This is a genomic window from Staphylococcus sp. 231237_7MaSpsaltlick (assembly GCF_043107035.1).
Genome location: NZ_JBICNX010000006.1, coordinates 130429 through 148457 on the forward strand (window position 1 = coordinate 130429; position 18029 = coordinate 148457).

An 18029-nucleotide genomic window follows, 5' to 3' on the forward strand; every position below is an offset into this window, starting at 1 on the left:
AGTATGCATTTTTTAAGTTGTAGTCAATAGCAAAGCATTGAAATAAGCTAAGCGTATTTTTTTATATCATGTTGTAAAAGCGCTTACATTTATTGCTTTATCAAGGGGTGGTATTATTGCAAAAGCAATTAACACGTAAAGAAAAATATTCATTCGGTTTCGGGGCATTTGGTAAAGATTTAGTCGTCAATCTTATCGGTATATATCTCATGTATTACCTCACCGATATCTTAGGCGTTGCAGCAAGTTTCGTCGGTACATTATATTTTGTAGCACGGATATGGGATGCTATCAATGACCCAATCATGGGAATGATCGTAGATAAAACTAAAACTAAATGGGGAAAGTTCAGGCCATGGTTAGTTATTGGGACGCTGGTCAATTCTGTGATTACAGTATTAATATTCACTAACTTTCACTTAGAAGGTACGGCGCTCTATGTATTTGTTTCAATCATGTATATTGTATGGGGGATGACTTATACTATGATGGATGTACCTTATTGGTCATGGTTACCCAACCTTACAAATAACCCTACTGAACGAGAAGAAGTTTCTGTTCTACCACGTATTTTTGCAAGTTTAGCTAATTTAATTTTAGGAGCATTAGGTTTAACTATTGTTATATTCTTAGATAATTTGTTTGGAAATGGGGATCAGTCAACAGGCTTTCTAATTGTTGCAGTAATCACTATTATCATCTTTAACATTACAATTGGTATTACAGTTAAGAACGTTCACGAAGCTCCAACAAATATCGACACTGGTATTACATTAAGATTTAAGGATATATGGCGCATTCTCTTTACTAACAAAGAATTATTGGCATATATTGGCATGATATTAACCTTTTTCCTATGTGGACAATTAATTGGTAATGTAATGATTTATTACTTTAGTTATGTCACTGAATCTAAGTTCTTATTCTCGCTTTACAACGGGATGGGCTTTATGGAAATTATTGCTTTATTCTTATTTCCTAAAATTGCCAAATGGCTCTCTCGAGAGCGTGTATATCCAATCGCAACAATTAGTATTATCTTAGGTTTACTGGTAATATTAGTCGCTGGTTACGTAGCACCAAAGGCCTTTATTCCTGTTATTTTAGGTACTTCACTTATTAAAATTGGCTCTGGCCTTATCATGGGTATCATCACCGTTTCTATAGCAGATGTTATCGACTATAGTGAAATGAAATTTGGTCAAAGAAACGAAAGTGTAATCACTTCTACCCAAACCTTTTTAATGAAGACTGCAATGGCCTTCTCTGGTCTAGCAACAGGATGGAGTCTTACATTATTAGGATATCAACCTGGCCAAGAGCAAAGTGAATTAACTAAAAATGGCCTACGCGTCATCATGGTGGTACTACCAATCATCTGTGTAACCGCAAGCTTTGCTATATATAAATGGAGTTATCATTTAAAAGGTACGTACATTAAAGATATTGTTAACGTACTCAACAATCGAAAAAGTCAAAAAGGATAATATACGAATTCACATCCTTAGCTCAATTTAAGTATTAGCAATATATACTGACACGACATTACGTTAGGATATATTGCTTTTTATATTTCTATAAATATTATGTTTATTGATTCATGTATACTTCTCCACGTTACAATACAGTTATATCCACTTAACTACAATTATTACTTATCCTATTATCATCTCAGAACAACACGATAAATTAATAAAATTAACTTGCCGTTTTCCATTTAACATATAATACATTTACATTTTTTGTGTTATTATTTCATTAACAGAATATTCAGTCACATTTACTATTTAAATGATATAGGGGGAATAATGCTTATGCCAAAGAAATTATTCAATATTGATTTAAGTAAGAAAATGGACCAACAAGATCATCCAGGTCACAACAGATGGCATCCAGACATACCTGCAGCATTTTCTGTTGATCCAGGTGAATCATTTAGAATGGAATGTTTAGATTGGACAGATGGACAAATTTCAAACAATGACGATGCGAGTGATATTAAGCAAGTCAATTTAAATCGTGTTCATGTACTGAGCGGGCCTGTCCATGTCAACGGTGTAAAGCCAGGAGACTTACTTGTTGTTGATATCTTAGATATCGGTATATTCGAAGAACATGCATGGGGATTCAATGGTATTTTCGATAAAACAAATGGCGGTAGCTTCCTTGTTGATCATTACCCAAATGCTCAAAAATCTATTTGGGATTTTAATGGTATTTATGCAACAAGTCGTCATGTACCAGGTGTTGAATTCGCAGGTATCATACATCCAGGATTAATTGGGGTTGCCCCTTCTCAAGATATGTTAAACGAATGGAACCGCCGTGAACGTGAATTAGTTAATACAGATCCAAATAGAGAACCCGTATTAGCCAACTTACCTGAAACAGATGCGGCAGTGTTAGGCACGCTAAAGGGGAAAGACTTTGACCGTGTAGCTCAAGAAGGCGCACGTACAGTACCTCCTAGAGAAAATGGAGGAAACTGTGATATTAAAAATTTATCTAAAGGCTCACGTATATATTTTCCAGTCTTTGTAGATGGTGCTAAATTATCTGTTGGTGACTTACACTTCTCACAAGGCGATGGCGAAATTACCTTTTGTGGTGGTATCGAAATGCCTGGATGGATAGAGTTGCGTGTAAACGTAATTAAAAATGGTATGGAAACATATAATATTAAGAAAAATCCAGCATTTAAACCTGGTCCAGTTATGCCTAATTATACAGATTACATTGTGTTTGAAGGTATCTCAGTAAATGAGTTTAGTGGAAAGCAGACTTACCTAGATGCAAACACTGCATATCGTAACGCTTGTTTAAATGCAATTGAATTCTTAAAAACACGTGGGTTCACAGGCGAACAAGCCTACATGCTACTTGGTTCTGCTCCAGTCCAAGGAACTGTTGCTGGTATTGTTGATGTGCCAAATGCTTGCTGTACGATAGCTATTCCTCGGGAAATATTTAAAGGGGATATCTTACCTTCATTGGAGCCAGATGAATAATGCCAAATTACACTTATAACTGTGTACAGTGCCATGAATTCACAATTAAACAATCAATTCATGATAATCACGACATTGCCACTTGCCCTACTTGTGGCAATACAGCCAAACGTGTATTCACTTCATTTCAAACTTATAATATGAACCCAAAGGTAAAAAAGAGAATCGAATCAGGGCAACAACCTAGGCTCATTTCTGGAGGTAAACTTAAAGTTAATACCTCATCAACACCACGATCACAAACAAATGCCCGACCATGGATGGCCGGACATTAACAAACGCGCTAACAATGACATATTGACTATCGCTTTGTCATTGTTAGCGCGAATTTTTTATTGATATCTAATTATTCACTACTTTGTAAATTATGCTTGTATACTTTCATTTTCTCTTCTTTATCAGTAACGTCTGGTATAAAGTACCAAATCCCATCACTTTCTATGAGGTTTTGACCTGAAATCGATAACTTATCGATAGCATTACCTGCACCTTTATATTTGGAATATAATGTCTTCAAGGATTTAAGATCAAAGCTTGTCTTAACATTTTGTTCACTCACTTGCAGTATCTTATTAAGTTTAAAAAGATTATGTGTCTCAGACATTTTTTCAGATAATGCGGCTATGACTTGTCTTTGACGTTCTGTTCGACCTTCATCACCACCTGCGCCATCTTCTTTTCTACTTCGCACATAATCCAGTGCCTTTTTACTATTTAAGTGCATCGACTCACCTTGTTTAAACTGCGAGCCATTATACTCAAATGTCGCATTACTTTTAACGTCAACACCACCAAAGATATCAATAAGCTTTTCAAATCCATCCATATCGACGGTAACATAACCATCAATAGGAATATTGAAGTTATCCTCAATCGTCTTGATTGCTGTTTTTGGTCCACCGTAAGCATATGCATGCGCAATCTTTTCAGTTCTATCAAAACCAGAAATCTCAGCACGTGTATCCCTTGGAATTGAAATGAGTTTCGTCTTACCTTTCTCTGGATTAATCGATGCAATTAAAATGGTATCTGTTCGTTGTCCTAAATTGGCTTTAGCTCTTTTTGCATCTGAATCCACACCAAATATAGCAACAGAAATCGGCTGCTTATTTGCAACTTTCTTTTGACCATTTGTCAATGACTGCGTATGGTCCTTGGAATCATGAATCGCATGATTTAAGTGCACTACTTTAAATATTAAAAATGCAACAATCAATATGAAAATGACAAGTAATACGCCAACAATTTTACCTTTTTTAGAGAGTTTCATCTCCTACCTCCTTTTCACTACTACTTGGTGATTTGTTCTTGTTTAATTTTACGTATAACTGCAATCATTGCACCTAATGCCAAACTGACACTCATAATAGATGAACCTCCATAACTCAACATGGGCAATGTTACCCCCGTTAATGGAATTAGTCCTGATATACCAGCTAAATTAATGAACACTTGCATAAACAGATAACTAACGACGCCAACACATATCAGTTTATAGAAATGATTTTCCGTTCTATTCGCGTAAACCAGTCCTTTAAATAAAATAAATCCATAAATAGCCAAGACAAATAGTACACCTATCAAACCTGTTTCCTCGGAAATAACTGTAAAAATAAAATCAGTATGCGGTTCTGGTAAATAACCTCGCTTTAAAATACCATTACCTAACCCCTTACCAAACAGTCCACCATTGGCAATTGAAGTCAATGCACTTGTTAATTGATAACCGTCGCCATTCTCATATTTAAAAGGATCTAAGACTACTTGAATTCTTTTTAATCTATAAAGATTTTTAGAGTCAAAAATCAATGTGTAGCATATGTATAACAACATAGGTATTGCTGTAAAACTCAAGATTTGCAACTTTATTTTATTTTTTATCTCTGAATACAGTAATATGGAACCAATAATAGCTACTGTCAGTAACGTACCGCCTAAATCCCCCTGCATAAGTACCAGTAATAAACCTAGCCCTAATACGCCCAGTGGTGGTATTAAATGTCTTAATTTGTAGTCTTTCTTTAATGCAAGAAATTTATCAATAATATAAGAAAGATAGAAAATAGAAGCGAGTTTTAAAAATTCTGAAGATTGAATACTAAAAATCCCTAAACTTATCCAGTTCTTTGAACCATTAACCTCTTTACCAACTAAAATTGTCAGTAGCAATAACGCCAATGTACTTAATACGATAAATTTTTGTATTTCTACATTTTTAATAGCATTGATATTTATAAACATACTAATAAATAGGATGACTAAAAATCCCATAATAAAAAATAAAAACTGCCTTTTCATAAAGTAATTTGCAGCTACTGGAACTCCATTTGTTAATGAACCTTTAGAAGCTGAAACCATACTGGCACTGTAGACCATGATGACACCAACAACTCCTAGCAACACATAACAAATAATTAAACTAACATCTAAATGTTTCATCTTCCTTTTTAGCGATTCAAAAATATTTTTTCATCGTTATACACCCCCATAAACTTAAGAACTCTAGTTAACCACACATAGTATTCACACACAATCATACTTTAGGCTTACCTAATTATTTTTTTTGACTATTAAAAATTATTATTTTAGACACATTTAATTGATATAAAGGCAACTAGCTCATAATACTACGCTACAAGACATCATAATTGCTTATCTTGAGGCACCCAAAAGCAAAATCATTGATAAAATTAGCACTAACATTCATAAAATCTTTATTTCATTACCGAGGTACTTGATATTTATATTTTATTAAAAACGATATTGATGTTATTATTTTTATATAAAATGGAAATTTTATTGCATAAGGTTTAAAATAGCCTATAGAATTTCTTATTTAAAGGAGGATTTATGTCTAAACTGCTCATTTTTTTAACATTAACAAATATCATCATTTACGGAGTAGCGACATTTTTCAATACTCATTTGACTTTATTTTGATTTGTATTGCTCGTTTATCTATTACCTTTGATACTAAACAACCTGCTGGTCATTTTTACACATCAAAAATATAAATTAGGATCTAGTTGTCTCGCTGCTTTAACTACTACTGTTTGTTATTTAATGTTTAGCCTTTATTTTACAACTAGAGACACATTTCCTGATTTTCTAAAAAATAACACTAAATACTATGGCGAAATGCAACTTGATATTAATCCCAATTTAGCAAGTTTAAGTCAGCTCATTTTTATTTTTTTACTCAATTTCATCATCATTTGTTCGATTAACATCATAGTTAGAAAGAAGGTAAAGCATCGTGTTACGCGTTGAAAAATTATCAAAAAAATTTAAAAACAACGATTATTATTCATTAAAAGACGTATCGTTTGAAATATCTCAAGGAGAAATTGTTGGACTTATTGGCAAGAACGGTGCAGGTAAGACAACTTTAATGAAATTAATAGCTAAGGCCATTAGACCAACTTCAGGACAGGTCTACTTAAATGATATTAATATCTATAAGAAGCACAATTCTTTAAAGGATTTCGGTTTTATGATTGAAGGAACTCTATTTAATCATTTAACTGCTATTGAGCATTTAAAGTATTTTATCAAACTTAACGGTGAAAAAAAGCATGAAGCAAATATCGAGGAAATATTAAAATTTGTCGGTTTATGGGATAAGCGTAATAAAAATCCTCGTAATTATTCCTTTGGAATGAAACAACGTTTGTCTTTGGCACTTTGTCTTATTACAGACCCTAAAATATTAATCCTTGATGAACCATTTGTCGGTTTAGATCCAAATGGTGTAGCTAATTTGATTCATACTTTAAAAACGTGGGCTGAGAAAAAGGATTCGGCAATCATCATTTCAAGTCATCAATTAAGTGAATTAGAAGCAATTTGTCATCGATACTTATTTATAGATAATGGACAATTAAAGGAAGACTTTAATAGCGATCATGAAGTTGTTACTGTCATCGAAATAGATAAACCACTTAATCTTGATTCCGCTATTGCTATAAAATATGATTCAATAATCCATAAAACCAAACAGGCTAATATAATTGAAATCCCTGCAGAATCACCTGAATTTAATGAACTCATATCGGATTTAACAAAGGATTATAGAATAATTAGTATTAAAGAGAAAAAAGACTCCATCCAAGATAGATTTAAAGTAGGAAGTGATAAAAATGATTAAATTCACCGCAATATTCCAAAACTTACTAAAAATAAAAGCGACATGGTTATACCTAGCTTTTGGTTTATTACCTTTAGCGTTATTTCTTATTATGTATTTAAATCCAAATTTTATGAATATCTCAGGGGAAAAACATACCTTAGGTTGTCTTGAATTCTTCTCGATGGTCTTCTCCCTTCAAGATAGTACAATTATTTCGATGATTATTTTAATTTACGTGGTTAGTTTGAATTTTTATACTGAAAAAGAAAAAGGACAACTATATTTCTACAAAGATTTACCTAAAGGACGTTTGTTAAATAGTAAATTATGTGCCTTACTTTTACTTTATTTAATGTTTGTTTTAATTTTATTTTTAAGTTCAGTCACGATTTACTATACACAAATCACACATACGGATCTTGCTTCACATCATTTCTTGCCATTGTCTGACGATTCATGGAACTACATTGTCGTTGAGTTCCTAGGCACGTTATATGTCCAAATAATATGCATATTTCTAAGTGTAATATTATCTATTCATTTTCCTAATGGTTACACAATCTTTGGCGCTATTGGATTCATTATTATCACTTCCATAACACCATTATTTAAAGGAGTTAAGTATATTTTCCCTAATGGTTATTTAAAGTCATTAACGAACTCAAACTTTGCAGAAATCTTAACAGAGATATCCCTCTTATTTATTTTATATATTGCAATTTTCTATATCATTTCAATCATTAGTTATAAAAAATTAGAATACTAATTAGAATCTATAATCAAAAAAGCTGCGTGCCGATATTTATTTAATCGACACGCAGCTTTTTATTATAAATATTTTTCCTTTTCCGCTTCACGTAATTCTACACGACGTATTTTACCTGAATTTGTTTTTGGTAAATCTTCAACAAACTCAATCGCTCTCGGATATTTATATGGGGCTACATCTTGTTTAACAAAGTTTTGTAATGCTTTTACTGTATCTTCATCACCTGTTACACCATCTTGAAGTATTACAAATGCTTTTACAATATTACCTCTTATTTCATGCGGACTAGCGACAACAGCACATTCTTTGACTGATGGATGTTTAGTCAATGAATCTTCTACTTCGAATGGTCCGATTGTATAACCTGAACTTATAATTATGTCGTCTCTTCTACCTTCGAACCAGAAATAACCATCTTCATCTATTTTAGCTAAATCTCCTGTAATAAAGTAATCACCTACTACCGGTTCTTGCGTACGTTCGGGATCCTTATAATAACCTTTGAAAAGTGCCGGTAAGTCTACGGGCACAGCAATATTACCAATTTCTCCAACTGCCGCTAAGTTACCGTCATCATCTACGACAGTAGCATGACTACCAGGAATCGCTTTCCCCATTGAACCTGGTCTAGCTTCTGTATCCTTTAAGAAACCAATTAACAAGGTACTTTCTGTCTGTCCATAACCATCTCGAACTTTAAGTTTAAAGTTTTCTTGGAACTTATCGACGACTTCTTTATTTAGTGGCTCCCCAGCTGATACTGCACTGTGCAAGTGTTCTAAATTATAATCTGTAAGGTTTGGTAATTTAGCCATTAATCTGTATTCTGTTGGTGTACAGCATAATACATTGATTTGATAATCTTGTAATAATTGTAAGTATTTTTTCGCGTTAAATTTACCATTATAAACAAATGCTATAGCACCTGAGCCCATAATAGATAAAAATGGGCTCCAGACCCACTTTTGCCAACCTGGTGCAGCAGTTGCCCAAACAACATCTTCTTCCGAAATACTTAACCAATGCTTTGGCGCCATCTGCATGTGTGCGTAACCCCAACCATGTGAATGGACTACTGCCTTAGGATTACCGGTAGTACCAGACGTATAGGATAGCAATGCGACATCATCACGTGTTGTTTCTGCCATCTCTAATTTAGTACTTGCACTTTCTTTCTCGTTATCTAGTGAAATCCAATCCGTTTCTTGACCGCCAACGATGAATTTAGTAAGTTGCTCATATATATCGATATCATTAAATTCAGCTATACGTTCTGCCATTACGACTACTGCTTTAACTTCACCATGCGTAATACGATATTGTAAGTCTTTCGTACGTAACATTTCAGAACTAGGAATGATTGTTATTCCTAATTTAAGTGCTGCTAAATAAATTTCGTAAGTTTCTATACAACGCGGCATCATCACAAGTATCTTGTCACCTTTTTCTAATCCGTGACTTGTAAATACGTTACCTACTTGGTTTGCCTTATTGATTAGTTCATAATACGTGCGCTCTTGCTTTTCTCCGGATGCATCTTCAAAAATAATCGCTTTCTTCGACTGATCTACTGCGTATTGTTCTATCTCACTTACAATATTGTACTGTTCTGGTGCGATTAAATCATTTTTATCCATTGCCTACTCTCCTTAAATCTAACGCAATAAGAATTATCAAAAATTCCTGACAAATTACTTTCTACGTTATAAACGACATTAAATTATTTATTACTCTTCCTCATAATTTTAATTTTAAATCACCCATAAGTAAAAGGATACGATTTAATTTCAGAATTTTAACATAATATTTTTCATTAACATTATTTATAAATTTATAAACTTCTGACAATTTTATTACACTCATACCGAAACAGATAACTTTGTTATTCAATATAACAGTGATATAATATTATAATGTTAATTTTTAAAAGAAAGAAGTGATCTTAGTGACAGAAGCAGGAACGTTTCATGTCGAAAAGCGAATTCCGTTGTTCATCGTACTGCTATCAGGTGCATTCATCACGATACTTAACCAAACTTTACTTGGTACCGCGTTACCTCCAATAATGAAAGACTTACAAGTATCTGAAAGCACGGTGCAATGGTTACAATCCATATTTATGTTAGTAAATGGTATTATGATACCTATTACAGCATTTTTAATCGAAAGATTCACCTCGCGACAATTATTTTTAACCGCTATGATTATATTTGCTGCCGGTACACTACTTTGTGCCGTGGGGCCTGAATTTACAACACTACTTATTGGCCGTGTATTACAAGCTGCTGGCGCAGGTATTATGATGCCATTAATGCAGACTATTTTATTTTTACTCTTCCCAGTTGAAAAGCGCGGTACTGCCATGGGATTATTTGGTTTAGTTATCGCATTCGCACCAGCGATTGGACCTACATTATCAGGTGTATTAGTAGAACATCTATCTTGGAGAAGTGTCTTCTATGTGGTACTTCCAATAGCCATTATTATTATCATCACATCTTATTTCCTATTAAAGAATGTAACAGAAACTACACATCCAAAATTAGATATCGCTTCAGTAATATTGTCGACCTTAGGCTTTGGCGGATTGCTTTATAGTTTCAGTTCTGTCGGAGAAGCAGGTTGGGCAAGTATCCAATTTTTATTACCACTCATCATCGGAATTATTGCATTAGTCATCTTTATTCGTAGACAACTAAAACTCAAAGAACCAATGCTCGAATTTAGAGTGTTTAATTATGGCATCTATACATTAGGTACTGTATTAAGTATGTTTGTCTTTGGTGTATTAATTGCTACTAATATTATTTTGCCGTTATACATGCAAAACATGTTACAATTTTCAGCTTTAGAATCAGGTTTAGTACTATTGCCTGGTGCTATTTTAATGGGAATTATGAACCCAGTAACAGGTTACCTGTTTGATAGATTTGGTGGAAAATGGCTCGCACGTCTAGGCTTAATTGTCTTAGTTGGTTCAACTATTCCATTCACACTATTAACAGCACATACAAGCTTTACTTATTTAGCAATTGGTAACGCCTTAAGAATGTTATCCATTTCTATGGTTATGATGCCAATGACTACATTAGCAATCAATCAATTACCTAATAACTTGATTGCTCATGGTACGGCAATGAATAATACCTTTAGACAGATGGCTGGTGCTATTGGTACAGCTGTATTTGTTACATTAATGTCTGTCACAGCTATACCTAAATCAGGCATCACAGGCATTATTCATGGTGTTAATGTAACATTCACTGTTGCTGCTGCAATTTCAGTAGTGGCATTGCTATTATCATTCAAACTTACAGATAAGACAAAGCCAACACGCAGAACGATTTAAGTTATGAATATATATGACTGATCTTCTGAATATAGTTTGTTACATTAAATAAATAATGGTAAAGCGTCATTCTTTTTCAAAGTTGATTCACATTTTAACCCTTCGTGAATCACACATATTAAAAACACAGGTTGAACCACGATGAGTGGCTCAACCTGTGTTTTTTATTTCATTAATAACTGCATTTCTCTCCAGCACATGTATATATGAGCTAATATAATCCTTTCAATGCATCACTCGTATCAATATAAATATTTTTAACTTGTTGATAATTTTTAATTGCCTCTTTATAAGTTTCTCTACCAATAGCAATCAAATCAACATTAGGTGAATTTATTGCTTCTAAAGCCTCACCCGCTGTATATACAGATTCAATACCAATTAGTGGCATACGTCCGCCAATCCATTCATGAAGTAAGGCTACTTTTCTTGCACTTTATATTTTCCTTTTATTGAAATACACCGTTCAAGCTTGCTTCTACAACCGTTTATTTTGAAATTATTAATAATAGCGCAATATAAATCAATAATACTGTGATTTAATTCACAAAATATACAAAATGCATAACACCTAAACACCGAATTACATTTTATAATATATAAATAAAATATAATATATGGAGGTTTAAATGTGGACATTGTAAATATTGTTGTAAATACATTTACCGACAAAGGATTTTTAAGTGCAATAGCCTCAACTGTTTTAATCATTTTACTAGGTTATTTTTGTAGAAAGAAAAATATCTTCAATAATCAAGCAGCTAAAATTTTATCTAAAGTAGTGTTGACTGTTGCATTGCCAGCATTAGCATTTTCTGCCTTTATGACTGACTTGAACCAAAAACATTTAGCTCAAGGAATTAATGTTTTAATTTGGGGCATCTTAATGTATATTGTTTTGATTATTTTAATCAAGCCCTTTTATGCTAAATATAAAGGAGATAAGAAGACTACTTTAGAAATACTTTCTATATTTAGCTCTACGACATTTTTTGGTATCCCTATTATAAGTGCAATGTTAGGTCCAATTGGTGTTATCTATGCAAATATATTTAATATTGGTTATCGTATTTTCTTATATTCCTATGCATATATCAAGATGAGCGGACTAAAAATGGAAATAAAAAACCTCAAGACTATGTTTTTAAATCCAATTGTTATTGCTACATTTTTAGGTTTATTTATTTGGCTCATTCAAGATTTAACACCACACATTACAGTCTTGCATAGTCAAAAGGGTAACGAGATTTCAGTTTCAATATTGCGTATTGATCAGACTTTACCTTGGCTTTATGCACCAATCATGTTTTTATCTAAACTTGCTTCACCATTAGCATGGTTATCTATTGGTGCAACTTTAGCAGAAATCAATTTTAAAGATGCTGCTAAAAATACTACGACTTGGTATTATGCCGGTGTGAAAACAGTGATGGTGCCATTAATCAACTTAGTCATTTTTATTATAACTACATTAACTGGCATTTTGATATTTGATATGAATGCTGTCACTACAATGATTGTAATGATGGCAACACCATCTGCAACTGTGGCAGTAGCTTATGCAATCAACTTTGATAAAGAAGCTGTCTTAGCATCCAATGCATCATTACTCTCGACCATTGTAGCCGTATTTATTATCCCAAGTTGGCTAGTCATATTAAAAATTATTGGTAATCTAGGCATTTTTTAACACAACATCTTAGAAAGTAGGTTATCTTATGTTTAAAATTATTTGTTTTGGAGTAAGACCTCATGAGGTCGAAATTTTCCACCAATTTAATACTTATGATTTCGAATTAACGCTCGTAGAATCATTGCTTACCGCAGATAATATCACGTTGGTTGATGGGCATCATGCCGTATTATTACGCGCAAATTGTCATGCTACAATGACCAATTTAAAATATATGAAGGCACAAGGTATTGAATATGTGTTCACTCGAACTGTCGGCACTTCACATATCGACTTGGAAGCCGCAGCATCGCTTGGTATCAAAGTGGCAAATGTGCCTAGCTATTCACCAAATGCTATTGCCGAACTCTCTTTAACATTAGCACTCAACTTATTACGTAATATTCCTTTTACAACAAATAGAACACAACAGTTTGACTTTAGAGTAGATAGTAAGATGTTTAGTAAGGAAATACGAAACTGTACAGTGGGTATTATAGGTACAGGTAAGATTGGTTATACTGAAGCACAATTATTCAAAGGATTAGGCGCAAAGGTAATTGGTTATGATTTATATCCTAATGATTTATGTACTGACACTTTAGATTATGTCTCTTTGGACGAATTACTTAGCCAAAGCGATATCGTTAGTATTCATGTACCACATATCCCAGGTGAAAATGATGGCATGATTGATCGTGCATTTTTAACTAAAATGAAAAACGACGCCATCTTAATTAATACGGCACGAGGCGAATTACAAAATAATCACGACATCGTTACCGCTTTAGAGCATAATGTCATCGCCGGTTTCGCTACAGACGTGTTACCGCATGAACAAGATGTATTCTTCAAACAGTTTGATGCATGGGGACCATTACCTGACACAGATATTCAATCCTTAATTAACATGTATCCAAGAGTATTAATCACACCACATATTGGCTCAAATACAGATGAAGCTGTTGCAAATATGGTAGAAACAAGCTTTAAAAACTTTAATGAAATACTCACAACAGGTACATCATCCAACTTATTATAGACACCCAATTAAATAATAATATTCAAAAAAACCTCACTATTCTTGTCTTAAACAGATATAGTGAGGGTTTTACTATCTTTATGATATAGCTTTGTCTATGGTCTTATATATTATTTTTCTGATAAACGTTGAATCGCTATTTCTCCTAATGATTTTGCAGCTACAATCAATGCATCTTCATTCACTTCAAATTTAGGATGATGATTCATATAAGGTGTTTCCACTGCTTCAGGTTTACATCCTACAATATAAAACGTACCTGGAATTTCCTTCAGATAATAAGCAAAATCTTCTGAACCGGTAACAGGTGGAATTTCAACTAAATGTTCATAATAGTCACCTTTACTCTTGTCTAAAATATCAGCCACACTTTGTGTATGCTCCGGATGATTGTAAAGTACAGGATAACCAAATTGATAATCTAAGTCATAAGTGACATCGAATCCTACCGCTACACTTTGGGCCACTTTATCAATTTCTTCGTACATAAATTGTTCTAATTCATCATTTAGATAACGTGCAGTCCCTTTAATCGTCACAGTATCTTGAATGATATTCGCTCCACCTGGTGCTTCAAATGCACCAATAGTTATAACACCCATTTCTAATGGATCAATTCTTCTTGATACAATCGTTTGAATTGTATTTACAAAGTTTGTTCCAGCAACTAAAGCATCATGTGTTTTATGCGGGCTTGCAGCATGACCACCAAGCCCTTTAATTTTTAATGTGAATGTGGAACTACCAGAGAAAGCATTGCCTTTATTGTATGCTATTACATTTGGACCAATAATTGGCGCTACATGGATACCGTAAATTTCATCAACATCTTTTAAAGCACCAGATGCTACAATTTGTTGCGCTCCACCCGGCGGCTTTTCCTCAGCATGTTGATGAATAATTTTTATTGTTCCAGAAAGCTCATCTTTGATTTCAAGTAATGCATCTGCTAAGCCTAGTAAATATGCAGTGTGCGCATCATGACCACATGCATGCATCACACCTTCATTTAATGACTTAAATTCAACTTCTGCTTCTTCTTTGATTGGTAATGCATCAAAGTCAGCACGTAGACCAATCGTTTTTCCAGGTTTACTCCCCTTGATTTCAACGATGACCGCATGACTTTCTGTTACGGGTTGCGTTACTGTAACGTCCTTCCCTTTATAAAAATCTTTAATATATTGAGCTGTTTGCTCTTCTTGGAAAGACAACTCTGGATGTTGATGTAAATGACGTCTATGCTTTATCATTTCACTTTCTTTTTTCTCTAACTTCTCAAACAGTGTATCTTTTAAATTCATAAACATTCACTTCTCTCAATTATTTTTAAAATTATATGTCCGAATACAATTTTAAGATGTTTTCAACACTAATTCAAAGAATATAAATTGATTGATGTGAATTGACTTTTTTAAAATAAAATTACTACTTCTATAATGTGCATTTCTTATAAAAAATAAACATATAACACTTTATTCAGTACAAGCTTGGGCAAGTGTTGATTGTGTAGCTGTTTCTTTCTTATAAGTAACATACATCATTACGCTAGCAAGTATGACCATAATAAATCCAAAATACGGCGTCATAGTTAATGAGAAATGATTTAATACAAATCCACCAATTACCGAACCTAAGGTAATACCAATATTAAATGATGCGATATTTAAACTTGATGCAAAATTAACCGTCGCTTTGTGCTTTCTTTCTGCAAATAATACGACAATAAGTTGTAATCCAGGTACATTCATAAAGGCAAACAATCCCATCAATAACACTGCAATTGTACCGATGAATTGATGCGTTACTGTAATACCGACAAACAATAATACCATTGCTTGAATAGTAAATATAGCAACCAATACCTTTGTAGGTTGATGGTTGGTTAACTTTCCACCTAATGTGTTACCAATAGCTACCATTACACCATAAATAATTAATAGAATGACTACCGCATTATCACTATAGTGCATGACATCCGTCAAGATTGTTGTAAGGTAAGTATAAACAACAAATGTACCACCATAACCTAATGCTGTAATTAAATAAATCATCATTAACGATTTATTCTTAAATACTTTCAACTGCTCTACCATTGGCGCTTGATCATATTCATTTAAATCATTTGGTACTACTAACCAGTTACCAATGAAGCTAATTAATCCTATTATCGCAATAGCCACAAAAGACATTTCCCAACCAAATTGTTGGCCTATCCAAGTCCCTAATGGTACTCCTGTAATCGTAGCAACTGTCAATCCAGTAAACATCATTGCAATTGCACTTGAACGTTTATCCGGTGTTACTAAATCACTAGCGATTGCAGTCGCAATAGACATAAATACACCATGCATTAATGCTGAAAGTATACGCATTGCTAACAGCATACTAAATGTTACAGATACTGCAGCTAAAGCATTGGCTACAATAAATATCAACATAATACCCAGTAATAAGTGCTTACGTTTCATTTTATTCGTTAATGGCGTAAGTACTGGTGCCCCTACTGTAACTCCTATCGCATATAATGAAACTGTTAATCCTGCCATAGATATACTTGTGTTAAATGAATCTTTAATTAGTGGTAATAACCCCACACTAATAAACTCTGTCATGCCAATCGCAAAGGCTGACATTGCTAATGCAAAAATAGCAAATTTATTGTTTTTCATAATATATTTGACTCCTTCTTTTTTATTATATGTGTTAATATAAACTACACAATATAAAAGAGGAAGTACGCACTTTAAAGTGCTATAGGTACTTAAAAGTACCTATAAGGAGGTCAAATTATGAGTAAAAATTACAATATCGGTGTAGAAGCTACAATCGATGTCATCGGTGGTAAATGGAAACCTGTCATTTTATGTCACTTGCAAAATAATGGTCTCATGCGTACGTCTGCATTAAAACGTGCCATTCCTTCAATCACTCAAAAAATGTTAACACAACAGCTACGTGAATTAGAAAACGATGGTATTATCAATCGTATTGTATATGATCAAGTACCACCAAAGGTTGAATATGAACTTTCTGAATACGGCGAAACACTTGGCAAGATATTATCATCACTTTGCTATTGGGGAGAACTACATGCAGAAAAAATGTACAATCGTGGAGAATCGGTAAAATTAGAGCGTCAAGATTTCGTCAACATCCCTAGCTAACCTTTGTTATTGTTTACACCTCAATAATAAAAAGCAGCAATTTCCTCAACGAAAATTGCTGCTTTTTCTATTACAATTAAACTTCTGATATGAATCATTTAATCAATATATAGTTCACTGATTGCAAACAATGTCGCTTTGCCTGCTAATGTCAATACCCCATCTTTATATGTAGCATAAATACTCCCACCACGTGCCGATGCTTGATAAGCGTTAATCGTTTCTTTATTTAATTTTTCAGACCAATAAGGAATAATATGACAATGACCTGAACCACAAACTGGGTCTTCGTCCACATTTAGCTTAGGTGCAAAGCTTCTAGATACACAATCATAATCAGTACCTTCAGCTGTTACTTGTAGTAACAATCCATCTAATTCAGCTACTTTCTTTAAATCTGGTTTTAAGTCAATAACAGACTTTTCATCATCTAGTACACATAGCAGGTCTCTGCCCTTAAACACTTCACGAGGTCTCACACCTATTGCCGCTTCAATTTCGTCTAATTGATTTACGCTTTTTAAATCATACGGAGGAAAGCTCATCTCATATAGTTCATCATTTCTATTTACTATCAAATCACCACTCATCGTTGTAAACGTTACTGTAGATAATGAATCATCATAATAATTCATTAATACATAGGCTGTAGCTAAGGTAGCATGTCCACATAAATCAATTTCTCCACCGGGTGTGAACCATCTCAAATGATATTTATCGCCCTTTCTAACTGCAAATGCTGTTTCTGATAAATTATTCTCTTTAGTAATTGCTAACATAAGTTCGTCACTTAAACTTTCCTCTACTATACATACGGCAGCAGGATTTCCACCAAATATACTATCACTAAATGCATCTACTATATATTGTCTCATACACACCCTCCTTTGAAT

The 18029-nt window shown here is 33.5% G+C and carries 16 protein-coding genes and 1 pseudogene; 10 read left to right on the forward strand and 7 right to left on the reverse strand.

The features are described from left to right. Positions 1-116 precede the first annotated feature (116 nt). The 3 genes from melB to ACF91D_RS13430 all read left to right on the forward strand — a co-directional run bounded on the left by melB (position 117) and on the right by ACF91D_RS13430 (position 3283). On the forward strand, positions 117-1487 hold the full coding sequence (gene melB / locus ACF91D_RS13420) for a melibiose:sodium transporter MelB (protein ID WP_042737633.1): 1371 nt from the start codon (positions 117-119) through the stop codon (positions 1485-1487). A gap of 327 nt (positions 1488-1814) precedes the next feature. Continuing rightward, positions 1815-3008: a formamidase gene (gene fmdA / locus ACF91D_RS13425; RefSeq protein ID WP_107511889.1), complete on the forward strand. Its 1194-nt coding sequence runs from the start codon at positions 1815-1817 to the stop codon at positions 3006-3008. After that, positions 3008-3283, forward strand: a complete 276-nt coding sequence (locus tag ACF91D_RS13430; RefSeq protein ID WP_107589740.1) for an FmdB family zinc ribbon protein — start codon at positions 3008-3010, stop codon at positions 3281-3283. The genes fmdA and ACF91D_RS13430 overlap by 1 nt, the downstream gene beginning before the upstream one ends. 71 nt (positions 3284-3354) lie before the next feature. On the opposite strand, the gene ACF91D_RS13435 is transcribed toward ACF91D_RS13430, so the two are convergent. Beyond that, a complete protein-coding gene (locus ACF91D_RS13435) occupies positions 3355-4278 on the reverse strand; it encodes an LCP family protein (RefSeq protein ID WP_107511888.1) in 924 nt (307 codons plus the stop codon). Between the two features lie 20 nt (positions 4279-4298). Next, positions 4299-5447 carry an FtsW/RodA/SpoVE family cell cycle protein gene (locus tag ACF91D_RS13440; RefSeq protein WP_107527364.1) on the reverse strand — a complete coding sequence of 383 codons (1149 nt, stop codon included), beginning with the start codon at positions 5445-5447 and terminating at the stop codon, positions 4299-4301. Positions 5448-5954: 507 nt separating this feature from the next. Here ACF91D_RS13440 and ACF91D_RS13445 point away from each other — a divergent pair. From ACF91D_RS13445 to ACF91D_RS13455, 3 genes are read left to right on the forward strand one after another with little or no spacing between them, the layout of a single operon-like run. Then, the gene (locus ACF91D_RS13445; protein ID WP_206748518.1) at positions 5955-6278 is read left to right on the forward strand and encodes an Msa family membrane protein; all 324 of its coding nucleotides are present in this window, start codon (positions 5955-5957) and stop codon (positions 6276-6278) included. After that, entirely contained in the window at positions 6265-7155 is an 891-nt protein-coding gene (locus ACF91D_RS13450; RefSeq protein WP_107527363.1) for an ABC transporter ATP-binding protein, read from the forward strand. Before ACF91D_RS13445 ends, ACF91D_RS13450 begins: the two co-directional genes overlap by 14 nt. Then, positions 7148-7903, forward strand: a complete 756-nt coding sequence (locus tag ACF91D_RS13455) for a hypothetical protein (protein ID WP_107589741.1) — start codon at positions 7148-7150, stop codon at positions 7901-7903. The genes ACF91D_RS13450 and ACF91D_RS13455 overlap by 8 nt, the downstream gene beginning before the upstream one ends. A gap of 62 nt (positions 7904-7965) precedes the next feature. On the opposite strand, the gene mbcS is transcribed toward ACF91D_RS13455, so the two are convergent. Then, positions 7966-9543, reverse strand: a complete 1578-nt coding sequence (gene mbcS / locus ACF91D_RS13460; RefSeq protein ID WP_107589742.1) for an acyl-CoA synthetase MbcS — start codon at positions 9541-9543, stop codon at positions 7966-7968. Between the two features lie 308 nt (positions 9544-9851). Here mbcS and ACF91D_RS13465 point away from each other — a divergent pair, with 308 nt between their 5' ends. Beyond that, positions 9852-11255 (forward strand): MDR family MFS transporter, encoded by a 1404-nt coding sequence (locus tag ACF91D_RS13465; RefSeq protein WP_042737642.1) that lies wholly within the window; start codon positions 9852-9854, stop codon positions 11253-11255. A 211-nt stretch (positions 11256-11466) separates the two neighbouring features. Here the strand turns inward: ACF91D_RS13465 and ACF91D_RS13470 are convergent. After that, positions 11467-11562 (reverse strand): annotated as a pseudogene (locus ACF91D_RS13470) (hypothetical protein); the annotation flags it as partial. A 324-nt stretch (positions 11563-11886) separates the two neighbouring features. Between ACF91D_RS13470 and ACF91D_RS13475 the strand changes: the two are divergent. Beyond that, the gene (locus ACF91D_RS13475; protein ID WP_042737646.1) at positions 11887-12945 is read left to right on the forward strand and encodes an AEC family transporter; all 1059 of its coding nucleotides are present in this window, start codon (positions 11887-11889) and stop codon (positions 12943-12945) included. 28 nt (positions 12946-12973) lie between these two features. Beyond that, the gene (locus tag ACF91D_RS13480) at positions 12974-13969 is read left to right on the forward strand and encodes an NAD(P)-dependent oxidoreductase (protein WP_107589743.1); all 996 of its coding nucleotides are present in this window, start codon (positions 12974-12976) and stop codon (positions 13967-13969) included. 110 nt (positions 13970-14079) lie between these two features. On the opposite strand, the gene ACF91D_RS13485 is transcribed toward ACF91D_RS13480, so the two are convergent. Further along, positions 14080-15273 (reverse strand): amidohydrolase, encoded by a 1194-nt coding sequence (locus ACF91D_RS13485; RefSeq protein WP_107526519.1) that lies wholly within the window; start codon positions 15271-15273, stop codon positions 14080-14082. 171 nt (positions 15274-15444) lie between these two features. After that, positions 15445-16641, reverse strand: coding sequence for an MFS transporter (locus ACF91D_RS13490; RefSeq protein ID WP_107526520.1), 1197 nt, complete (start codon positions 16639-16641; stop codon positions 15445-15447). A 120-nt stretch (positions 16642-16761) separates the two neighbouring features. On the opposite strand from ACF91D_RS13490, the gene ACF91D_RS13495 reads away from it, so the two are divergent. Further along, on the forward strand, positions 16762-17136 hold the full coding sequence (locus ACF91D_RS13495; protein ID WP_042737650.1) for a winged helix-turn-helix transcriptional regulator: 375 nt from the start codon (positions 16762-16764) through the stop codon (positions 17134-17136). A gap of 98 nt (positions 17137-17234) precedes the next feature. On the opposite strand, the gene ACF91D_RS13500 is transcribed toward ACF91D_RS13495, so the two are convergent. Next, positions 17235-18011, reverse strand: coding sequence for a PhzF family phenazine biosynthesis protein (locus tag ACF91D_RS13500; protein ID WP_107589745.1), 777 nt, complete (start codon positions 18009-18011; stop codon positions 17235-17237). Positions 18012-18029 lie beyond the last annotated feature (18 nt).